Origin of the sequence: Collinsella sp. LCP21S3_D3, from assembly GCF_052118305.1 — a bacterium.
Lineage (GTDB): Bacteria > Actinomycetota > Coriobacteriia > Coriobacteriales > Coriobacteriaceae > Collinsella.
In genome coordinates, this window is the sequence record NZ_JBQKHK010000019.1 from 1 (window position 1) to 21,434 (window position 21,434).

General features: G+C 59.1%; 19 protein-coding genes. 6 read left to right on the forward strand and 13 right to left on the reverse strand.

Translation table 11 applies throughout. The annotated features are described in order from the left end of the window. Positions 1-177 (forward strand): IS3 family transposase (locus ACTQ1S_RS08035; RefSeq protein WP_441547284.1); only part of this gene is annotated, 177 nt, incomplete at its 5' end. A gap of 116 nt (positions 178-293) precedes the next feature. Here ACTQ1S_RS08035 and ACTQ1S_RS08040 read toward each other — a convergent pair. Together ACTQ1S_RS08040 and ACTQ1S_RS08045 are read right to left on the reverse strand one after the other, a co-directional pair. Beyond that, positions 294-1,346 carry a branched-chain amino acid aminotransferase gene (locus ACTQ1S_RS08040; protein ID WP_441547476.1) on the reverse strand — a complete coding sequence of 351 codons (1,053 nt, stop codon included), beginning with the start codon at positions 1,344-1,346 and terminating at the stop codon, positions 294-296. Between the two features lie 290 nt (positions 1,347-1,636). After that, positions 1,637-2,284, reverse strand: coding sequence for a VTT domain-containing protein (locus tag ACTQ1S_RS08045; protein ID WP_154517831.1), 648 nt, complete (start codon positions 2,282-2,284; stop codon positions 1,637-1,639). Between the two features lie 223 nt (positions 2,285-2,507). Between ACTQ1S_RS08045 and cysE the strand changes: the two genes are divergently transcribed. Continuing rightward, on the forward strand, positions 2,508-3,212 hold the full coding sequence (cysE, locus tag ACTQ1S_RS08050; protein WP_441016642.1) for a serine O-acetyltransferase: 705 nt from the start codon (positions 2,508-2,510) through the stop codon (positions 3,210-3,212). Between the two features lie 108 nt (positions 3,213-3,320). Here the strand turns inward: cysE and ACTQ1S_RS08055 are convergent, their stop codons facing one another. The 4 genes from ACTQ1S_RS08055 to ACTQ1S_RS08070 form a co-directional block, all read right to left on the reverse strand. Then, entirely contained in the window at positions 3,321-5,336 is a 2,016-nt protein-coding gene (locus tag ACTQ1S_RS08055; RefSeq protein WP_441064245.1) for an ABC transporter ATP-binding protein, read from the reverse strand. Between the two features lies 1 nt (position 5,337). Continuing rightward, entirely contained in the window at positions 5,338-7,062 is a 1,725-nt protein-coding gene (locus ACTQ1S_RS08060; protein WP_441547485.1) for an ABC transporter ATP-binding protein, read from the reverse strand. Then, positions 7,062-7,550 (reverse strand): MarR family winged helix-turn-helix transcriptional regulator, encoded by a 489-nt coding sequence (locus ACTQ1S_RS08065; RefSeq protein ID WP_441054518.1) that lies wholly within the window; start codon positions 7,548-7,550, stop codon positions 7,062-7,064. The genes ACTQ1S_RS08060 and ACTQ1S_RS08065 overlap by 1 nt, the downstream gene beginning before the upstream one ends. A gap of 181 nt (positions 7,551-7,731) precedes the next feature. Next, entirely contained in the window at positions 7,732-8,022 is a 291-nt protein-coding gene (locus ACTQ1S_RS08070) for a CDP-alcohol phosphatidyltransferase (protein WP_154517819.1), read from the reverse strand. A 293-nt stretch (positions 8,023-8,315) separates the two neighbouring features. On the opposite strand from ACTQ1S_RS08070, the gene ACTQ1S_RS08075 reads away from it, so the two are divergent. Continuing rightward, positions 8,316-8,837 (forward strand): nitroreductase family protein, encoded by a 522-nt coding sequence (locus ACTQ1S_RS08075; protein ID WP_427794362.1) that lies wholly within the window; start codon positions 8,316-8,318, stop codon positions 8,835-8,837. A gap of 237 nt (positions 8,838-9,074) precedes the next feature. Here ACTQ1S_RS08075 and ACTQ1S_RS08080 read toward each other — a convergent pair whose 3' ends face one another. The 3 genes from ACTQ1S_RS08080 to ACTQ1S_RS08090 form a co-directional block, all read right to left on the reverse strand. After that, complete coding sequence (locus tag ACTQ1S_RS08080) at positions 9,075-9,650, reverse strand: hypothetical protein (RefSeq protein ID WP_441041390.1); 576 nt, start codon at positions 9,648-9,650, stop codon at positions 9,075-9,077. A gap of 83 nt (positions 9,651-9,733) precedes the next feature. Next, positions 9,734-10,951 carry a helix-turn-helix domain-containing protein gene (locus ACTQ1S_RS08085; RefSeq protein WP_441547477.1) on the reverse strand — a complete coding sequence of 406 codons (1,218 nt, stop codon included), beginning with the start codon at positions 10,949-10,951 and terminating at the stop codon, positions 9,734-9,736. 266 nt (positions 10,952-11,217) lie between these two features. Then, positions 11,218-12,252 carry a YeiH family protein gene (locus ACTQ1S_RS08090; protein WP_154517801.1) on the reverse strand — a complete coding sequence of 345 codons (1,035 nt, stop codon included), beginning with the start codon at positions 12,250-12,252 and terminating at the stop codon, positions 11,218-11,220. Positions 12,253-12,445: 193 nt separating this feature from the next. Between ACTQ1S_RS08090 and ACTQ1S_RS08095 the strand changes: the two genes are divergently transcribed. Next, positions 12,446-13,147 carry a GntR family transcriptional regulator gene (locus ACTQ1S_RS08095; protein ID WP_427719781.1) on the forward strand — a complete coding sequence of 234 codons (702 nt, stop codon included), beginning with the start codon at positions 12,446-12,448 and terminating at the stop codon, positions 13,145-13,147. Between the two features lie 112 nt (positions 13,148-13,259). On the opposite strand, the gene glmS is transcribed toward ACTQ1S_RS08095, so the two are convergent. Further along, complete coding sequence (gene glmS / locus ACTQ1S_RS08100) at positions 13,260-15,107, reverse strand: glutamine--fructose-6-phosphate transaminase (isomerizing) (RefSeq protein ID WP_427728812.1); 1,848 nt, start codon at positions 15,105-15,107, stop codon at positions 13,260-13,262. A 329-nt stretch (positions 15,108-15,436) separates the two neighbouring features. Between glmS and ACTQ1S_RS08105 the strand changes: the two genes are divergently transcribed. Next, positions 15,437-16,549, forward strand: a complete 1,113-nt coding sequence (locus tag ACTQ1S_RS08105; protein ID WP_441547478.1) for a LacI family DNA-binding transcriptional regulator — start codon at positions 15,437-15,439, stop codon at positions 16,547-16,549. 113 nt (positions 16,550-16,662) lie between these two features. On the opposite strand, the gene ACTQ1S_RS08110 is transcribed toward ACTQ1S_RS08105, so the two are convergent. Then, on the reverse strand, positions 16,663-17,313 hold the full coding sequence (locus tag ACTQ1S_RS08110; protein ID WP_441547479.1) for an HAD family hydrolase: 651 nt from the start codon (positions 17,311-17,313) through the stop codon (positions 16,663-16,665). Positions 17,314-17,480: 167 nt separating this feature from the next. Between ACTQ1S_RS08110 and ACTQ1S_RS08115 the strand changes: the two genes are divergently transcribed. Continuing rightward, positions 17,481-18,359 (forward strand): hypothetical protein, encoded by an 879-nt coding sequence (locus ACTQ1S_RS08115; protein ID WP_441547480.1) that lies wholly within the window; start codon positions 17,481-17,483, stop codon positions 18,357-18,359. A gap of 295 nt (positions 18,360-18,654) precedes the next feature. Here ACTQ1S_RS08115 and ACTQ1S_RS08120 read toward each other — a convergent pair whose 3' ends face one another. Together ACTQ1S_RS08120 and ACTQ1S_RS08125 are read right to left on the reverse strand one after the other, a co-directional pair. Then, positions 18,655-20,349, reverse strand: coding sequence for an ATP-binding protein (locus tag ACTQ1S_RS08120; RefSeq protein WP_195838602.1), 1,695 nt, complete (start codon positions 20,347-20,349; stop codon positions 18,655-18,657). 369 nt (positions 20,350-20,718) lie between these two features. After that, positions 20,719-21,369: an HAD family hydrolase gene (locus tag ACTQ1S_RS08125; RefSeq protein ID WP_441547481.1), complete on the reverse strand. Its 651-nt coding sequence runs from the start codon at positions 21,367-21,369 to the stop codon at positions 20,719-20,721. Between the last annotated feature and the right edge of the window lie 65 nt (positions 21,370-21,434).

Below are 21,434 nucleotides of genomic sequence, written 5' to 3' on the forward strand. Positions count from 1 at the left end.
GAGCAGGTCTTCGGCCACATGAAGGACGAGTTCTTCCGGGGAAGGACATGGCCCGACTTCGAGTCCTTCAAGGCGGACCTGGACGCGTACGTCGCCCATTGGAACACGAGGAGGCGCCAGGTTAAACTGAAGGGACTGACCCCGGAGGAGTTCCGGAACCAGCCCCTTGCGGCGTAGTTCTTATTTAAGCCGTCCAAGTTTTGGGGTGCAGTTCAGTGCGCAGCGGGGGTTCTTTCATGTCCGAGGACGCGCCGGAAAGGAAGGTCGCCCTCGGACCGAACATACAAGACAGCTTACGCGACGGTGTAAACCCAGTTGTGCTTATCCTCAACAGCACCAGACTGAATACCAGTCAGGGTCTCGCGAAGTTTCTTCATAACAGGGCCGATCTCGGTGCAGCCAGCCGGGAAGGTCACGGTCTCGTCGGCACCATAAACCTTGTTGTCAATCTCGCCGACCGGGGAGATAACAGCAGCGGTGCCGCACAGACCGCACTCGACAAAGGTGCCGGCCTTGACCTCGGCCCACTCGACGGGACGCTGATCAACGGTCATGCCCAGGTCCTGAGCGACCTGAACGAGCGAGCGACGGGTGATGGAGGGCAGGATCGAGTCGGTGTGCGACTGCGGAACGACGAGGGTGCCGTCCTCTTTCACGAACAGGACGTTGGCGCCACCGGTCTCCTCGACATAGGTGCGAGACTCGGAGTCAAGATACAGGTTCTCGGCATAGCCCTCGCGATGGGCCTCCATCGTGGGCTTAAGGGACATGGCGTAGTTCAGGCCGGCCTTGATGTTGCCGGTGCCATGCGGGGCTGCACGGTCATACTCGGAAACGCGCAGCTTAACGGGCTTAAGGCCGCCCTTAAAGTACGGACCGACCGGAGTCACGAGAATGCGGAACGTGTACTCAGGAGCAGGAGCCACGCCAATCACGTCACCAGAGCCAATCATAAACGGACGCACGTACAGGGTCGCACCGGAGCCGAAAGGCGGAACCCAGGCGGCGTTGGCAGAAACGACCTGCTTGACGGCCTCAACGAACTTGTCCTTGGAGAACGGGGGCATCTCGAGGCGCTGGGCAGAGTTATACATGCGCTCAGCGTTCATGTCGGGACGGAAGCAGACGATGCTGCCATCCTCGGCGGTGTAGGCCTTCAGGCCCTCAAAGACCTCCTGGCAGTAATGGAAGATGCCGCCGCACTCGGAGACATGCATGGTGTGGTCGGTGGTCAGGCCGCCCTCGTCCCACTCGCCATCCTTCCAATGAGCCTCGTAGCTGTAATCGGTCTTCATGTAGCCAAAGCCGAGGCTACCCCAATCGATATCCTTCTTCTCGACAGTCATATGTCGCTCCTTACATACACAGTTGCATACTCGCGAACCCGCACGCAAGGACCGAGGCCGACCGTGTCGCAACGTCGCACGCCCGGAGCGTAGAGCCGGACGGGACACGCGGGCAACATCGAAGCCGATGGCACGTCGATTCGCATGGACGAGATTGTACTCCCCGCGCGCGTCGGATAAAACGTTTTTCTTTAACTAAGTAAAGTATTTTCATTTGACCGAAGCAAAAGAGGCCCGCCACCGCAAGCGGTGACGGGCCTCTTTGACACTATTATTCGCGCCGGCTCGAGTTAGGCGTTCTGTTTTCCCAGCTTAGCCTTAACCAGGCCGACTACAGTCGGGATGATCGACACGGCTACGATGCCAATGATCAGCAACTCAAAGTGCTCCTGCACAAAGGGAATGCCACCAAAGAAGTAGCCCAGCAGTGTAAAGACCGTCGACCAGGTAATGCCGCCCAGCACGTTGTAGATGACAAAGTTGCGCCAGTGCATGCCGCCCATGCCGGCAATGAAGGGCACAAAGGTGCGGATAAACGGGAAGAAGCGGCCGAGGAAGATGGCCAGGTGACCCCACTTGTCCAAGAAGTCCTCGGACTTTTTGATACGCTCGGGCGTCATGGCCTTGACCTTGCCCGAAGCGATGATCTTTTTGCCAAAGAAGTGACCGATCATAAAGTTGCACTGGTCTCCCAGGATGGCAGCGGCCCATGCTACGGCCAGCAGGGCCACGATGTTAAAGCCACCGTTATGGGCAAAGAAGCCCGAAGCAAACAGCAGTGAATCGCCGGGAAGGAACGGGAAGAACACCACGCCTGTCTCAACGAAGATAATGAGGAACACGCAGCCGTAGGCCATAAGCGGGCCGGCGGCGATCCAGCTGGCAATCGCGGTGCGCGGGTCTTTGAGTAGCTCGGCGATAAAATTGATGAAACCCATGAAGTAAAACCTCTCAGTTGTGGGCGCGGATACGTCCAAGTTGACCAGTATACGGTTGCGGTGCCCCCTCGTGCGCAACCCCACAAAAGCATGACTCCATTACCAGTAAGTTTGCATAACTGACACCTGTCATGCAAAGCCGCCAAGATTATTCTTCCTAATCCCTAGCGAATCGCTATACTTTATTGAATCGCATTGCCATGGCGCTAAGGGAGGGCGGCCGGTGAGCTTTATCAATACCATTCGCGAGGACATCAAGACCGTCCAGGCACAGGACCCCGCCGCGCAAAACGGTCTGGTCATCTTCCTTTCCTATCCTGGCCTGCACGCCAAGTGGAACCACGTGCCCGAGCACTGGCTGTGGGAGCACGGTCATCGCTCGCTCGCCCGTGTGCTCTCGCAAATCACCCGCCACATCACCGGGGTCGAGATTCATCCCGCTGCACAGATCGGAAAGCATTTCTTTATCGACCACGCCATGGGCGTCGTCATCGGCGAAACCACCATCGTGGGCGACAACTGCGTGCTCTACCAGGGCGTCACGCTTGGCGGCACCGGCAACGAAACCGGCAAGCGCCACCCCACCCTGGGCAACAACGTCACCGTGGGCACGGGCGCCAAGGTGCTCGGCAACATTCGCATCGGCAACAACGTCAAAATCGGCGGCAACTCGGTTGTCGTCAAGGACGTGCCCGACAACTGCACCGTCGTGGGCGTACCGGGACGCATCATCAAGCGCAACGGCTGCCGCGTGTTCGAGGAGAGCTTCGACGCCAAGCAGCACCGCGAGTACATGCCTGACGATGCCGCCGAGCAGTCCGCCCTCAACCGTCAGGGCATCACCGAGAACGCCCGCCGCGTCAAAGAACTCGAGCAAGAGGTAGCCGAGCTCAAAGCCCTCGTTGCCAAACTTGTGGACGAACGCTAGACGCGGACGGCCAATGACAACATTCATGCCAGCGCAAAGGCGCGCCAGGGAATCTATCCCCGGCGCGCCTTATTTCTGATGCGACAAGGGGGCCGTCCCCATGTCGCATTATGCGAACTGGCTCAGATAGAGGTCGGCGTAGGCGCCCTCGGCAGCCAGCAACTCCTTATGCGTGCCCTGCTCGATAATGTTGCCGTGATCCATGACCAAGATTAGGTCGGCGTCCACGATCGTCGACAGGCGATGCGCGATCACAAAGCTGGTGCGCCCGCGCATAAGCGCGTCCATGGCGCGACCGATGGCGAGCTCGGTACGCGTGTCCACGCTCGACGTCGCCTCGTCCAGGATGAGAATCGCCGGGTTGTTGAGCAGCACGCGTGCGATGGTCAGCAGTTGACGCTGCCCTTGGCTAATGCTCTCGGCATCGTTTGCCACCCGCGTGTCATAACCCTGCGGCATGGTGCGCACAAAGAAGTCGACCTGCGCGGCGCGCGCAGCCGCCACGATCTCGTCGCGCGTCGCCTCGGGACAGCCGTAGGCGATGTTTTCGGCAATCGTGCCGTCAAACAGCCAGGCGTCCTGCAGCACCATGCCAAACTGCTGGCGCAGCTCGCCGCGGTCCATACAGCTCGTGTCCACGCCGTCGAGCGTAATGCGCCCGCCGTCAATCTCGTAGAAGCGCATGAGTAGGTTGATGAGTGTCGTCTTGCCTGCGCCCGTGGTTCCCACCACGGCGATCTTCTGGCCCGGCTCGGCGGTAAACGACACGTCGCGCATAAGCGGCTTGTCGGGCGAATAACCAAAACGCACGTGCTCAAAGGAGACACGGCCCTCAATGCGACCCGGCAGCCTGGCAGCATCACCCGGCAGCGGATCGGCTTCCATCTCGGGCTCATCGAGCAGGTCGAACACGCGCTCCGCACTCGCCAGCGCGCTCTGCAGCGAGTTGAAAGTGAACGACAGCTGCGTCATGGGTTCGGACGCCCCGTAGATAAACTGGAAGAACGCCTGGAACACGCCGACGGTCATGTGGCCGGCGACCAGCATGCTGCAGCCCACCAGCGCGATCACGATCTGCGCCAAACGGCCGATAAAGCGAACCGCAGGGCCTACGGCATTGATCATAAAGTCGGCCTTGGTACTCACGCGCGCTAGCTCCCTCGAGGCCTCGTGCACCTCGGCAGAGCTCTGATGCTCGCGGTTGAATGCGCGAATCACCAAACGGCCTGAATAGCCTTCCTCGACCGCGCTCGTGATTTTGGACACCCACTCCTGACGCTCGCCCGTCACATCATGCGTTCGGCGCGAAACCACCTTGGTCACCAGCAACGATACCGCCGTAAAGCCCAAAAAGACCAACGTGAGCTTGACGCTATAGACAAACATCATGATGATGGCACCCGTCACGGTACCGATCGATACCAGCAGCTGCAGCAATCCGCGCTGCATACTCTCGGACATCTTGTCCAAGTCGTTGGTCGCACGGCTGACCACTTCACCGGGGCGATGCGCGTCAAAGTAGGCGAGCGGCAGGCGGCTGAGCTTCTGCGCGATGCGGTTGCGCAGACGCAAGTTGAGTCGCTCGGCGACGCTCGACATCAAAAAACTCTGCAGCGCATAGAACGATCCGGCGGCCGTCCAGATCAAAAAGTAGACAAAGATGGTCTTACCGCACTGGTCCCAGGTGATGCTGAAGGTCGTTCCGCTGGCAAACGCCACCTGTATATGGCCCCACAGCTCGTCGATAACATGGGCGCTATATGCCGGCGCGGCGGTGTTAAAGATGACGTAGAACACAATGCTCGCGAATACAATATAGAAGCGCCAATGGTCGCCGGCGGCCTCGCTCCACAAGCGGCGCACCGTCGCCCAGGTATCCCGGGGCGTCTCGTCCTCTTCTTCGTCGTCCACGTCGCGCATACGCTCTGCCTCGGCACGGGCGCGCTCGTCCTCGGCGCGCTCGTTTTCCTCGTACAGCGCCTGGCGACGAGCCTCGCGCTCGGCCGCGGCCCTGGCGGCGGCATCCAGCTCGGTCGACGCGGCAGACTGCTCGACCGCTTCCTCGGCCGCGTCCACAACGACGGCATCGATAGCGTCGCTGCGCTTCTTGAGCTCCTCGGTCATGCTACTCACCTCCCTTCATCTGCGATTCCGCGATGGCGCGGTACACCTCGCAGGTTTCCATAAGTTCCTCGTGCGCGCCCAGGCCCACGACCTCGCCATCCTTGAGCACGACAATCTGGTCGGCATGCAAAATCGTCGAGATGCGCTGCGCGATGATGAGCACCGCGGCGTCGCGCGTCTCGTCCTGCAGCGCATGGCGCAAGGCCGCATCGGTCTTAAAGTCCAGGGCCGAAAAGCTGTCATCGAAGATATACAGATCGGCATGCTTCATGAGCGCACGGGCGATTGCCAGACGCTGGCGCTGGCCGCCCGAAAAGTTCGTACCGCCCTGGGCAACCGGAGTATCGAGCCCCTGCGGCTGATCGAGCACAAAGGTGCTCTGGGCAACCTGCAGCGCATGAAGCATGTCCGCCTCGGTCGCGTCCTCGTTGCCAAAGCGCAGATTGCTTGCCACGGTGCCCGAGAACAGCCACGCCTTCTGCGGCACATAGGCGATGCGCCCGCGAATCTCATCTTGCGAAAGCTCGCGCAGATCGATGCCGTCCAGGCGAATGGCGCCCTTGGTGGCATCGTGGAAGCGCAGCAGAAGCTTTGCCACCGTCGACTTGCCCGAGCCCGTCGAGCCCACAATCGCGGTCGTCTGACCGCGACGACAGGCAAAGCTCAGGTCGCACAGGGTATCCTCGTCGGCGTCGTCAAAGCGAAACGACATGTGGTCGAACACGGCAACAGCATCCGCATCGTCCTCGGAGGCAGGCGTCCCGTCACCCAGCGTACGCTCGCCGTCCACGATGCTCGGCTCAATCTCCAACACCTGCTGCGCACGGTTCAGGCACGCGGCAGCACGCGGAAGCGTCAGCACCACCATCTGGGCCATCATCACAAAGAACAGGATCAGAATTGCATACTCCAGCACCGCCGAGATACTCGCAATCTGCATGGCGTGGGCGCCCACCCGGTTACCGCCCACCCACAGCACCGCCACCTCGGCGATGTTCATCAAAAAGAAGCTGGAGCTGTCAAGGCCCACAAACAGGTGGTTGACCTTTATGGCGTTGGCGGCGTAGTCGCTAAACACCTCGTCCAGGCGCCGCTCCTCGTGATGCTCTTTATTAAAAGCACGAATAACGCGCACGCCCACAATATTCTCGCGCAGCACCACGTTCATGCGGTCGATAAAACCCTGTAGGCGCATAAAAATCGGTGCCGCATTGGCAACCGTAAAGACCGCCGCAACCAGCACGATCGCAACCACGACGCCCAGAAGCATGCCCATAGCCGGATCGATAAACCAGGCGAAGATGATGCCCGCCACAGCCAAGAACGGCACGGGCAGCACCAGCTGAATCGTCTGAAGGACAGCCTGTTGAATCACGTTGATGTCGTTGAGTGAGCGCGTGATCATCGATCCGGTGCCAAAGCGCTCAAAATCGCTGGCAGACAGCTCGAGTGATTTGTCGTAGACGGCATTGCGGATGTCGCAGGCCACGTTAGCCGCCAGACGCGCCGAAAGATAGCAGCCCAGCACCGTGCCGCCGCTCGCCATGCTCGTCGCGATAAACATGTATAGGCCGTTGCATAAGATGTAGTCGACATCGCCCGTGGTAATACCGGTGTTGACCATGTTCGCCAGCATCGTGGGAACCAACAGCGTACCGACGTTATCCACCAGCAGCGCCAGCAGCGTCACTGCGACAAGCCCTCGATAGGGCTTCAAAAACCTCATTAACAGTCGCACGACTCACCCTCACCTTGATTCTCGGCAGCGATATGCTGCTTAAAGACATCGCACTCATCGCCGAGCGCATGGGAAAATTTTTCGATGAGGCGCATGATTTCGCGCTGTTCCCAGGGCTCGAGCACTTCGAAAGCCTGTTGCTCGGCTTCTTGCGCCGGCAGCGCATATTGCTCGGCAAACCGCATGCCCGCTTCGGTCAAACGCACAACCTTGTTCTTACGGCTGCCTTCGGCAAACTCCAACGTTGCGAAGCCCCGCGCCGTCAAGGTTTTAATTGCCGAGTTGATGGTCTGCTTGCTGTAGAACCATTCGCTTGTCAGACGGCTTACGGCAATACTGCCGCCTGCCGTGCTGGTATCGACGAGCATCCAGTAAGCGCAGTCCGAAAGGCCGCAGGCGCGCGAGAACTCCGAATAGATATGGTCAAGTCCATTGAGCAACCGGTCGAAGTCGACCGGCGTAACCGCACTATTCATCTATCCCACCATTCGATTGTCCGATTTTTGACCAATTTCGTGTCTCTAGATTAGTCCGAGCTTTGACTATCGTCAACAGGTTCTCCGCAAATGCCTGCACTTTTATGACCTATCGGCAGAAAAAGACCGCCGGCGCGGGGGCGGCGCCAGCGGTCACGTGAAAATCGGGTTTCATTGCCTGTTAAGCGGCGACAGCCTCGTAGACCGTAGCGCCCGAGAAGCTATCGTGCAGGCTTTTGCCGCAGATCCAAGGCAGCTCGACGACCTCGCAGAGCGTGTTGACCAGCTCGGAGCAGTCAGTAAAGTGGCCCTTATCGTTGAGGGCCTCGCAATCCTGAACACGCCAATAGCCATCGGTGTGCGTGATGTAGTACTCGTGATCGTCAATCGTCACAAAAGCGCGTGTCTTGGAACGCAGCAGCTTCAGAAATCCTTCGAAATCGGTCTCGACGACATCTCCAGCCTGGAACATGATAGTTACCTCCTGGCCCGGCGCCACCACGGCGCGTTGATAAACGTTGGTACTCCTTTAGTAAAACCTTTATCAGAGGTTATGCGTTCGTCATTTAGGCAAGTGGTAAAAACCGCAGGGCAGACGGGATAAAACGTTTAACCATCCCATTGGCTTGTCACATTTTAAAGGTACTTTTATGCAAACCCACTTTCCCAATTGGAATCTATCCTTTTGCCGGGCACTTGACCGTCTATCGTTTGAGCCCGACGGGTAGGAACGGGGCATCTGCAACGCCACCGCAAGGAGACACCATGGAGACTATCGAAGCACTCATTCACCGCCGCAGCTGCCGCAAATACAGCGATCGTCCCGTCGAGGCCAAAAAGCTTGCACGTATTATCGAAGCCGGCCAATATGCACCGAGCGGCATGGGCCGCCAGCCGGTGACGTTTGTCGCCGTCACCGACCCCGCGACCGTCGAGCGTCTCTCACAGCTCAACGCCCAGGTCATGGGCAGCAACAGCGACCCCTTCTATGGCGCCAAGACCGTTGTGGTGGTGCTGGTTGACCGCAGCGTGCCCACACATCTGGAAGACGGCTCGCTCGCCATGGGCAACTTGCTCAACGCCGCCTATGCACTGGGTGTCGATTCGTGCTGGATTCACCGCGCGCATGAGGTCTTTGACTCGCCCGAGGGCCTGGAGCTGCTGGCCAGCTGGGGCCTGCCCGCCGACGGCAGCCTGCGTGGTGTCGGTAACTGCATTCTGGGCTATGCCGAGGACACGCTACCCGAGGCAAAGCCCCGCCGCGACAACGTGGTGTACGTTAGGTAATTTGTTCCGCCGTTCTACCGAACGGCGGACCTGCTGACGCTGCGCGGGCCGCATTCACGCCAATTTGACGTTCAATTTCGAGGACGCGAAGAAGGTCAGCGCCCTCTCATTTCGCGTCACCTTGGCGCAAATGCGGCCCGCTCGCTGTTGGCGACTGACATCGAATGAGCTGCTGCTGGCATTCGACACATGGGCAGCTAAAAGGCCCCGTCCCAAATTTGCTACCCCACTAGCAACTTATCTTGCCGATGGATTTGTCGTCGTTTCATTCGTTCGAGTCGCTTCGGCGCCATCGCCCTGTTCGCCTTCATCCTTTTGAGCATCGGCAATGGTGGCAGCGGCTGCGACCATGCCGCGCTGGGGCGCGACGCCCGTCTGGGTCTGAACGCCCTCGACAACTTCTGTGCCTGCATGCGCGAGCTCGGGCGACTTAAACATTGCGTCCAGATTGGCCCCGCCGCCGGCGTAACCGAGCGCCGCGAGCGCGATGACAATCACCGCGACAACGACCGCGATCGGAACATAGCGATGCCAGCCTGCGGGATTGAGGCCGCTACGGCGAGCAGCGCCACGGCTAATGTAGCCGAGCGTTCCATCGTGCTTGAGCTTTGACCCCACCACACGTTTACGGCCCCACAGCGATGATTCGGCCTGCATGGCCAAGCGAGCGCTTGCCGAAGGATAACCATATTTAGTGCGTTTGAACGAGCCGTCGAACCCCGAGGCGCTTTTGCCCCACGTCCGTGAAGTCGTGCGACGGTTGACCGGCGCCGCGGGCTTTCGAACCCGATTTGTTTTTGAAGTCTCCGCCATACTCCCCGCACGCCGTAACACAGTCGAAACAATACTGCTTTGGACTGTATCACACGCGCCGCGCGCGGTCACGGGCGCCTCGCTTAACGGTCGTCGTCCTTCAGCAGGCGCCACAGGGTCGTACGGCTTATGCCTAGCACTTCGGCAGCTCGGGTCCTATTGCCGTGAAGGTGACCTACGACCAGCCGCGCGATATCGCGCTCGGTATCGGCCAGTGGGCGCAAGATATACAGATCGCTATCGAGCGTCGGGGCACCAAAGGTCGCGGTCTTGATAACGTCCTCCTGAGCGAGCACCTCCTCCGCCACCGCCCGCTCGGCCGTACCCATCCTCAATAATATATAAAGTCGTTCCGAAACCTCACGAAGCTGTAGATAGTTACGGGGCCATCGATAGGCATCGAGTGTCTTTGCCGCCGCGGACGACAAGGCGGGTGTTGCCGTCTCAAACATATCTGCCAGATACTCCAGATAGCGCGCAACCTTTTCCGACGCGCCGCCCTGCTCGGCAATCGCCGGCGCCACACTCACTGCACAGGCCAGACGCTCGGTTACAAAAGCAGCCTGATCGCTTTCGCCGCCGCCTGGCATGTCGTTTGCCGTCAACACCACATGGCAACGAGTTGCGAGCGCCGTGTCGATCATTGCGGACACGAGCTCGCGCAGGCGTTGGGGGCCAACGGCATGCCAGCCGCCCATGCAAAGTGTCAGCCCCGTTTGGAATAGCGGCGATTCGGAACTTTTGAGCAGATGGCGCCAACCGCGATCCGTAAGCTCATCGAGCGCAACGGACACAAAGGGCTGATCGGCATAGGGTCCATCCAGGTACAGGGGTTTTGCAATTTGATCCTGTCCCGCGCCCAGCTCGCCCTCGAGCATAAGGGGCACTCCGCGCGCATAGCTCTCCCGTACGGGGGCAGCGACCGCTGCCGCGTCTTCGACGATGCCGTATGCGCTCGATTCGTAGCGGGCCTCAACTTCGTCGGCGTTGAGCCACTCGATGCCCGCATGCGCCGCGGCGGCGCGCACCTCGCGGACCACGATGACCCAAAGGCCCCCGCCCTCTTTATCGGTGGGGCGAACGGTCAGGCTCAGGCGCGTACCCGCACGCCCCATAACCAGACGCGCGCCGTCTCCTATGCGGTCGAGGCGCTCAGCGACAAAAGCCGCCACATCCCGCTCAAGCGCCGCGTCATTCATGGTCGAGATCGCGACGTCCCCACGCGCATCGATTGCCAATGCCGAGGCCCCGGCAGCAGCTAGGGCATCGCTCAAGATCTTCAGCTTGGCATCGCTATCCATGATTTGCCCCTGTCCGCTGCGACGTACAACCGCCGACGGTCGCACGACCGAGTGTTTCAAAATTGAACGATATTGCTCACCAAACACTATAGGGCAGAAAGCGCCGTCCTGCGAGTATAGGTGTTGCCCCGCATCGCCATCCTGGCGGGGCGATAAGAGCTCTTCGGGATCTATTAACCTGCGGACAAGCCATACCCGCAAGAGCTCCTATCGCTCCACCGCGAGGATGCGGCCACCAGCAACCAGCACGTAAATGGGCTACTCCTCTACCAGATTCCCAGCACGTGCTGCATTCCCAAACCCATGCACGCAATGCCAATCCAGCAGCAAAAGCCCAATGCGATGGGCTTGCCGCCTTTTTTGACCAGCTCGACGATATCGGTATTAAAGCCAATAGCCGCCATGGCCATCACGATAAAGAACTTCGACAGCTCCTTGATGGGCGCCGTAACGGACGCGGGAAGCTGAAACACTGTGGTGACCACACTCGCCAGCACAAAGAACAGCACAAACATGGGAAACGCGCGCTTAAGGGAGAACGTGCTTTTGGCGTCGCCGCCGGCCTTGCGCGCCAGATGCATCTGCCAGCATGCGAGGACCAACGTGATGGGAATAATAGCCAGCGTCCTGGTGAGCTTGACTACCGTAGCGCTCTCGAGCACATTGGCGCCAGGATGCATACTGTCCCAGGCGCTCGCCGCAGCCGTTACAGACGAGGTGTCGTTGATAGCGGTACCGGCAAACAGGCCAAAGCCCTCGTTGGTCAGCCCAAGCATGCCTCCAAGCGTTGGAAACACGAGCGCCGCGATAACGTTAAACAGGAAGATGACCGAAATAGCCTGGGCAATCTCGCGATCGTCGGCATCGATGACAGGCGCGGTCGCGGCGATGGCGGAACCGCCGCAAATCGACGAACCCACACCCACAAGCGTCGCGATCTTGCCCGGCACGTTCATAACGCGGCAGAGCACAAAGGCGATGATGAGCGAGGTCAAGATCGTAGCCACGATAATCGGCAACGACTGGGCGCCTTTGGACAGAATCTGCGAGAGGTTCATGCCAAAGCCAAGCAGGATAACCGCGTACTGCAAGACTTTTTTAGACGTATAGGTGACGCCGGCGGCGAGCTGTTCGCGACGATTCTTGGGAAAGACGAGCGCCAGAACCATGCCAAAGAGGATGGCAAATACCGGCCCACCGACCACCTCAATCTGTTTGCCGAGCAACGACGCAGGGATGGCGATGATCAGGCAGAACAAGACACCCTTCCAGCGCTCGCGTACGATATTTACCAGTTGCATATGGGATTCCTTCTTTCTATTTCACGTTTGCGACGGCTTATGATACGGCAACATCGAGCACAGCCATACGCAAAAACAGACTAAGATGCCGCAATAGTTCTCGAGCAACAACCGAATTACCCAGCGCGGAGAGCTGATTCGCGGCATAATTAACAACTGACATATGAGTGTGATAGAACAGTTGCGAGGCACTATGGAAGAATCGATGCACGTCGGCGAGCAGGAAACGAGCCTACAGGACCAGTCCTACCACACCATTCGACGCAAAATAGTCTACCTGGACTACAAGCCGGGCGAAAAGTTGGGCGTCAAGCAGCTTTGTGACGACCTAGATATGGGGCGCACCCCTGTGCGCGAGGCACTGGTGCGTCTGGCGCAAGAGGGCCTAGTGCGCACCGTGCCCCAAAGCGGCACCTATGTCTCGCCCATCAACCTCACCCTTGCCGAGAGTGCCTGCTACATTCGCGAACACCTGGAAAAGCAGGTGATTGTGGAGTGCTGCGCCCGTGCCACCTCGGTAGGCATCGAGCAGCTCGACCGAGCCATCGCGCTGCAGGAAAAAGCCATGGCCGAAGAGGACCGCATCGGCTTCTTTTTAAGCGACAACCTCATGCACCGCATGATCTTTAGCATCGCGTGCCGCAGCACCGTGTGGTCGTGGCTCGAGGCGACCAATGCCGACCTGGAGCGTTTCCGCTGGCTGCGCGCCGCTACGCAGGCGCTCGACAATCAGGAGATTGTTAACGAGCACAAGCAAATCCGCCGCGCCATCGCCGGTCGCGATCCTATCGAGGCAAGCTTTTTGGTCAGCAAGCACCTGCATATGATGTTCCGCAACCAGACCGAGGTCCTGGACCAATATCCCGAGTACTTCGAGACCAGCAAGCTCCGCTAACCTGCCAAAAAGGGACAGGTTTATTTTGGCAGGTTTTATCTGGGCAAATGCAACAAGGCCCGGCTCCGCTGCAACGAAGCCGGGCCTTAGTTGTTAGGACGTAGGAACTCGATTACTCTACTGTGACACTCTTGGCCAGGTTGCGGGGCTGGTCAACGTCGCAACCGCGCAGGATGGCAACCTCGCGGGCGAGCAGCTGCAGCGGAACGCTCGCCGTGATGGGACTGAATACGTCACGGACGGCCGGCACGCGAATGATGCAGTCGGCGATCTTGTTGATTTCCTCGTCGCCCTCGGTAGCAACGACGATGACCTTGGCGCCGCGCGCCTTGCACTCCATGAGGTTCGACACCGTCTTGTCGTATGTTGCGCTTTTGGTTGCAACCGCGATAACGGGGAAACCCGGGTCGATCAGCGCGATAGGGCCGTGCTTCATCTCGCCGGCAGCATATGCCTCGGCATGCAGGTAGCTGACCTCCTTGAGCTTGAGCGCGCCCTCGTAGGAAATGGCGGCGCCCATGCCGCGACCCACGAACAATGCAGACTGCGCGTCCTTGCAGACAAGCGCGGCCTCGTGCACGGCCTCGGTCTGCGTATCCAGGATCCACTGGATCTGCTCGGCCGTATCGGAAAGCTCGCGGAACAGCATGCGCGCCTGCTTGGTGGTCAGACGGTACTTAACCTGCGCCAGCAGCAGGGCCAAAAGCGTAAGGCTCACGACCTGACCGATGAAGCTCTTGGTCGAGGCAACTGCAATCTCCTTGTTGGCCTTGGTGTAGATAACGCCGTCGCTCTCGCGCGCCACCGGGCTGCCCAGCACGTTGGTGATGCCAAAGACCTTGGCGCCCTTGATGCGCGCATCGCGAATGGCGGCAAGGGTGTCGGCCGTCTCGCCCGACTGGGACACGGCCACGACAAGCGTCGTCGGCGTGATGATGGGGTTGCGATAGCGGAACTCGCTTGCCGCCTCGACCTCCGTAGGAATACGAGCCCAACCCTCAATAAGGTTCTTGGCGATAAGTCCGGCATGGTAGCTGGTGCCGCAGGCAATCACATACACGCGGTCGATATCGTTGAGCTCCTCGAGCGAAAGGCCCAGCTCGTCGATATCGAGCTCACCGGCGGGGGTCATGCGGCCCACCAGGGTATCACGCACGACGCGAGGCTGCTCATGGATCTCCTTGAGCATAAAGTCGGGATAACCGCCCTTTTCGGCCATATCCAGGTCCCAGTCGATATGGGTAAGCTTGGGCTCAATCACGTTGCCAGCCTCGTCGGTATACTCGACGCCTGCGGGCGTAAGCTTGGCAAACTGACCGTCTTCGAGCACCACGACATCGCGGGTGGCATCGATAAGCGCGATCACGTCGGAGGCAACGTAGGAGCCGGTTTCGCCGACACCGACCACAATCGGGGAGTCCTTGCGGGCCACGGCGATCACGCCGGGCTCATCGGCAGAAACGGCGGCCAAACCATAGGCGCCCACCACGTGGGTGCAGGCCTCGCGCACAGAAGCCATCAGGTCGTGTGTCTCGGCATAGGCCTCTTCGATCAAGTGCGCAAAGACCTCGGTGTCGGTCTCGCTCTTAAAGTGATGGCCGCGGCCCTCCAGCTCCTCACGCAGCTCGGCGAAGTTCTCGATGATGCCGTTGTGGACGATGGCGATGCGACCGTCGCAACTGGTGTGGGGATGGGCGTTGACAACGGAGGGCTTGCCGTGGGTAGCCCAGCGGGTGTGGCCGATGCCGCAGGTGGCGTCGCTGTCGACATTGGTAAGTTCGCTCTCCAGGCCCGCGACCTTGCCCACGCGGCGAATGACGTCGAGGTGAGCCGCCGTGCCCTCGCCCACCTCGAGTGCGACGCCCGAGGAGTCATAGCCGCGATATTCCATACGCTTAAGGCCCGTGACAAGGATGTTCTTTGCAATATCAGAGCCGGTGTAGCCGACAATTCCGCACATAGGATAAATCCCTTCGCTCGCGTGACTGTAAAACGTCCGCACACAAGGGGCGCTGAGACGTATAACGTTCGAGTATTGTACTCACGCAAGCGCAAGCTGATATACCAGAAGTGGTATCTCAACTTAGATACCACCCGATGCACACACGTTCAGCCGGTCCAAACCGCCACAAAGGTGCCTGTCCCCTTCGTGGTGGTCGCGTTGGCAATAGCGTTTCCCCAGATAAAACCTGCCAAAATAAACCTGTCCCTAATTGGCAGGTTTTGACACCCTAGGGACGGGCGATGCTACAATCTGGCTTGTACTTGAAACGCATCAAAGGGGCCGCTATGGCAAAGGTAAAAATCAGCGACGTCGCGCGCGAGGCCGGGGTCTCGCTGGGCACGGTATCCAACGCGCTCAACCATCCCGAAAAGCTGCGCCCCGAGACCCTCAAACTCATCAACGAGACCATCAATCGCCTTGGCTACCTGCCCAACCAAAGCGCCCGCCAGCTCGCAGGAGGAACCACCAAGTCCTTTGGCCTGGTCCTCCCCCGTCTCGACCACGGCTTCTCGCTCCAAATTGCCAGCGGCGCCCATAACGAGGCCCGCAAGCACGGTTACGACTTGCTTATCGCCAACGCCGATAACGACGATATTCTCGAAGACCACTACCTGCGCTATTTTATGGGCACGCAGATGTCCGGCGTCATGGTTCAGCCCATGGCATCCCCCGATTGGCACCCCGCCATGGCCAAGATGCCCGTGCCGATTGTCCATCTGGACATCCACTGTTCTGAGCCCGGTTACTACGTGGCCGCCGACAACGAGGCGCAGGGGCGCATTATCGCCGAGCTCGCCATCGCCCGCGGCGCACGCCATATCACCGTTGTGGGCAGAGCGGCATTTATGCAGCTCACCCTGCGCGTGCTTGGCATTCACAAGGCCCTCGCCCTTCATCCCGACATCAAAATTGAGGTCATTGACGCCGGAGAATGGAATACCGCTGCCGACGGTTACGGCATCGGCGCCCAGATTGCCGAGCGCTCTGCTGACGAGCGTCCGGATTTTGTCATCGGCCTAACCGACGTATTGGCCTCGGGTGTTATCTCGGCGTTGATCGACAAAGGCATCTCCGTCCCCAAGCAAGTTCGCGTGGCCGGCTGCGACGGTAACCCGCTTGCATGGAGCGGCGCAGTACCGCTCACCACCGTAGCACCCCCGGGCTACGAGATTGGCCGCAAGGGCGTGCAGCTGCTCGTGGAGCAAATCGAGAGCAAGGCGCCGACAAAAACCAAACGCGTCCGTATCGGCTCCGCCGCACGCACCGTCACCGCGGTCACGGCAACCGAGGACATCAACCGCCAAGAACTCGTACGGCCGTTCCTGCTCGAGCGCACCAGTACCCAGGCAAGCGGCCAAGCCGAAGCCACCGCCATCAACCTGGGCGCGTATCTATAGCACGTCGACCAGTATGCCAAAACGCAGCTTAAGCAAAAGAGGCCCGGCCATTGCCGGACCCCTTATGCTTAAGCGTAAATGTGGGCAATTGCCCGTTTCAACGCCGCAGCTGTCTAGCGCACGGCCTTGACCGCCGCCGTAAGGTCGAACAGCGTATCGAGCACGGCCTCGCAGCCATCCATCACGTCCTGCGGCAGCGGCACAATGTCGGGGACGGCAAAGACATGGCAGCCGGCCGTGATGCCCGAGACACAGCCGTTGCGCGAATCCTCGACCACAGCGCATTCCTCGGGGGCAAAGCCCGCGCGCTCGCAGGCAAGCAGATACATCTCGGGGTCGGGCTTGCCGTGCACGACGTCCTCGCCGCAGGTCACCGTCTCAAACTTGTCAAAAAGACCGACCATCTTAAGGTTGCGCTCGGCCGTAGCGAGGCGCGACGACGTCGCTAGACCCACGTGATAGCCCGCAGCCAGCAGCTCGTCGAGGCACTCGGCGGCGCCGGCCTTAAGCTCCAAATCGGTCTTGACCATCTCGTCGCGAATCTCCTTGTGGCGAACATAGATCGCCTCGGTGGTTTCATGGCTGCCGTAATGCTTATCAAGGATGTCCATGACATCGGGCAGCGTGCGACCGATAAACTGATGGATCAGCGCATCATCAATCGCGTCCCCCAGCTCGGCAGCGCCCGCCTTCCATGCCTTGATGCCCAAACGCTCGGTATCGACCAGCGTTCCGTCCATGTCAAAAATTACAGTCTTGATCATATCGGTCCCCTCACCGGATTGCATTACGGCCACTCTAGCGCACTTTACAAACTTGTATATGACGTATATAGCATATTGCACTATCGTTACATAGGCAGAAGTCAGATGACGAGCAGTCCGATAGGATTATAGTTTTCGACCGAGTACTCAATGGTAAGGATTGTTTTATGCTTTCAGACACTACCGCACCTGCAAAGGAGCTTCAGGACAAACTCGCGGCGCTCGAGCGGCTGCTTTTGGCATACGGACGCGTCGCCATCGGCTTTTCCGGTGGCGTCGACAGCAGCTTTTTGGCCGCGGTCTGCGCCCGCATCATGCCTGCCAGCACGCTTCTCGTTCACCTCACCACGCCGCTCATCGGCACGCCCGAACAGACCTCGTTTGAGCGATCCGTTGACAGGCAAACCAATGAGGGACCGCATTTTAAGCTCCCCGTGCTCAATCTTTCGGTCGATCAGCTGCAGCTCCCCCAAGTAGCCTGCAACGACGCCAACCGTTGCTACCACTGCAAGCGCGCCGGCTTTACCGCCATCGTCAACCACGCTAAATCGCTCGGCTTTCCCACCGTCATCGATGGCAGCAATGCAAGCGATCGCGGTGACTACCGTCCCGGCATGCGTGCTGCCAAAGAGCTCGGCGTACGCTCCCCTCTTATGGAGGTCGGCTTTACCAAGGACGAAGAGCGCGAGTTGTTGCGCGCATGGGGCTATCCCGTTTGGAACCTGCCGGCGGGAGCCTGTCTTGCCACGCGCGTCCCCACAGGCGAGGAACTTACGCACGAAAAGGTCGATTTAATCCGCGCCTGCGAGGACTACCTGCACGATCTTGGTCTGGCGCAGGTACGCGCGCGCTTGGTCGGCGACTGCATGCGTATCGAAGCCGCTCACGCAGATGTCGCCAAGATTGCCGCTCTCGGCGGTGCTACCGTCAATGCCGAGGGCAAGACCCCGCTGCCCGCCGCCATCGAGTCCGCGCTGCGCGAGCTGGGCTGCGCCCACATCTCCCCCGAGGTCACCCCCTACATCCACGGCAACATGAACCTTTAGGTTACGCCGTTTTACAAACGGCGTAACTGCTCGGCGCTGCGCGGGCTCCGGGCACGGCAATCTGACGTTCAACTTCACGGGCGCGACCAAAAGGTCAGCGCCCGCTTGTTTCACGTCACCTTACCGCACCCGGAGCCCGCTCGCTCGCATATGCTCAACCTGCACTGCGTTAACTGACCTGCCAAAAAGGGGCAGGTTTGTTTTAGCAGGTATTATCTGGGGAAATATCACGAGGCAGTCGCCCCTCTAGCACCCATCTACTTCGAGAGACACAAGAGAGGCGACTCAGCCGCATCTACCTCTTCCGATAGCGGCGGTTGCGGCTCGTCGATGAACCCATTACTTCAATGAGTCCTTTATCCGCCATTTTTGGCAGATGGTAACGGACGGACGAAATCTTAACCCCCGATGCAACCGCTATTTCTCGCGCCGTCATATCCATTCCGGCGCTGAGAGCCTCCAGGATCCTATCCGCCGTCGAAGCTGACAATTCTCTGCTCATATCGATAATTTCAAACGTGTCTTTGCCACATTTTGACAGGACATGTTTATCGACAAGGCCCCCGCAGATCAGGCGAATGTCATCCGAATCCCACTTCAAAGCCTCTCGTATTTTTTGAACATCGCATACGCACCCATGCTCCCGCATAAACATGAGCAATGTTTCCTCGCGATGCGTCAGTTCGGTGTCCACATGGCCCTGAATCCACATGCGGTTTTCAGCAAGCTCCGCCCCGTGCCGGGAAAGCAGCACCGTAAACGAATCGGCCTTAACGATAAATTTCGGCCTGCCAAGCGAACGAGACTCCATCTCGCGAATCATAGCCGGGATGCCAGATCCCTGACTTTCCGCAACAGCCCCCTCAGCATGCTCTAACGGCGTCGCCCCCATCAGACTCATGAGCTTTGGGTTTCGGCAGCGCGATTCCCCGTCCGCAAGATTGTCCACCGTCTTTCCGCCCCAAAGCCCGCCGGGGTTTTTGATCTCTATTCTGTCTGGGTAGATATCGACGCTCACGGCCTGCCCCACAAACATGGGCGAATACTCTCGATGGATGCAGGCATTCGCCAAGGCCTCGCGCAAAACCTCCTGGGGTACTTCCCAATCTTCCCTTCTACCAGCGCCTCGCACTATCGCCGCTTTGCGCAAGTTTCGTCCGATCGCAGCGAGGGCATCTTCGATGCAAGCCGGAATCGGGCCATCGCACAACTGGCGGTCAATAAACCGGGGTTGCCCAGGAGCAGATTTTTCCACATCGGAATGAACGGCGACATCGATCATCAGCTTAGGATAGAACTGCTGGGGGTAGATTCCCGCCGACAGCAGCCCCGCGAGCTTCACAGCTCCATCCTTTGTAGTGATATTGAGTCTGGCCAGCTGCTTTTCCAGCGTATCGGCCCCGCGCAAAACGCGCGGGGTCTGCAGCCGGCGATTTGCGATAATGGACCGCACGACATCTGGATCCAAATCCTCGACTGTTGCCTCCGAAACCACCGTACCGTCTGCATCGCTCGGAAGCAACGCACTCTGTAGCTCATATAGCTCAGCGGGCGACATCTTGATATCTTTATCATCCACGCGCTTGTAGCTACCGTTCTGCACGCCGCGCGCGCCGATATAGCATGGCTTCGCTTTGAGCTCAAGTTCAAAGATGCGCACCAGAAGTACCTGGAGCCCGTCGACCTCGCCTCGATCAAGCTCATACCGTGGCGCATGGGTCACCACCGCCGCTGAGCCTCCGTCTCCGATACCCGAAACAAACTGGTCGCGCACCCTGTCGATAGCAAAGTTGGCAGAAGGAACAAATCCTTCGGCTTCGTTCAGGCCCAAAATAATGAGCCCGCCCGCAGTGTTCGCAAAAGCACTCACTGTCTCCCATACGTCTGCACTCAATTTATTCGTGCAGGCTTTAACTTCTACCGATGCGTCATCGGTCCCCCGCCTGCGAAGGCGCTCAACGATAAGGCCAAGAGGTTCATCCAACAGCATTGGCATTCCGTCTCTCTAAAACAATAGATTTATCTCTCTAAAGCTTAGTATATCTCTCTAACTTTAGAGAGATGAGCACCTTCTTTTAGAGAGAAATTTAGAGAGATGTATCGAATTCACTGCTAGATTACCTAAGGCCATCTCTCTAACCGACGTTCTCTTTAGAGAGACGTTTAGAGAGACGATCGCATCTCTCTAACCATGGGCTCCGCTCTTTAAAGCGTACACATCCCAACCGTGCCATAAGTTGCGGCGGGCATTACCCCGCCAACCCGCCAAAAGAGGACGGGTTTATTTTGGCAGGTTTTATCTGGGAAAACGCAAGCGGGGCCACGCCGAAGCCACCGTCATCAGCCTCGGCGCATACCTTTAGCGCACGGCCCTGACCGCCGCCGTCAGATCGAACAGCGTATCGAGCACGGCCTCGCAGCCGTCCGCCACGTCCTGCGGCAACGGCACGATATCGGGAACGGCAAAGACATGGCAGCCGGCCGTGATGCCTGAGACGCAGCCGTTGCGTGAGTCCTCGACCACGGCGCATTCCTCGGGAGCAAAGCCCGCGCGATCGCAGGCGAGCAGGTAGATCTCGGGATCGGGCTTGCCGTTCAGGGTATCCTCGTTGCAGGTCACCGTCTCAAACCTATCAAAGAGGCCGACCGTCTTAAGGTTGCGCTCGGCCGCAACGCGGCGCGACGACGTCGCAAGGCCCACGTGATAGCCCGCAGCCAGCAGTTCGTCCAGGCACTCGGCGGCGCCGGCCTTAAGCTCCAGATCGGTCTTGACCATCTCGTCGAGAGCATCCCTGTAGTGGGCTTCGACCGTCTCGACGATTTCGCGGCTGCCGTAATGCTCCTCAAGGATGTCCCTGACATCAGGCATCGAGCGACCGATAAACTGATGGACCAGCTCATCATCAATCGCAATCCCCAGCTCGGCAGCGCCCACCTTCCATGCCCTCACGTCCAAACGCTCGGTATCGACCAACGTTCCGTCCATGTCAAAAATGACAGCCTTGATCATATCGGTCCCTTCATCGGCTTGCACGGCCTTCGTTACCGTCACTCTACCGCGCTTTACAGCTTGTA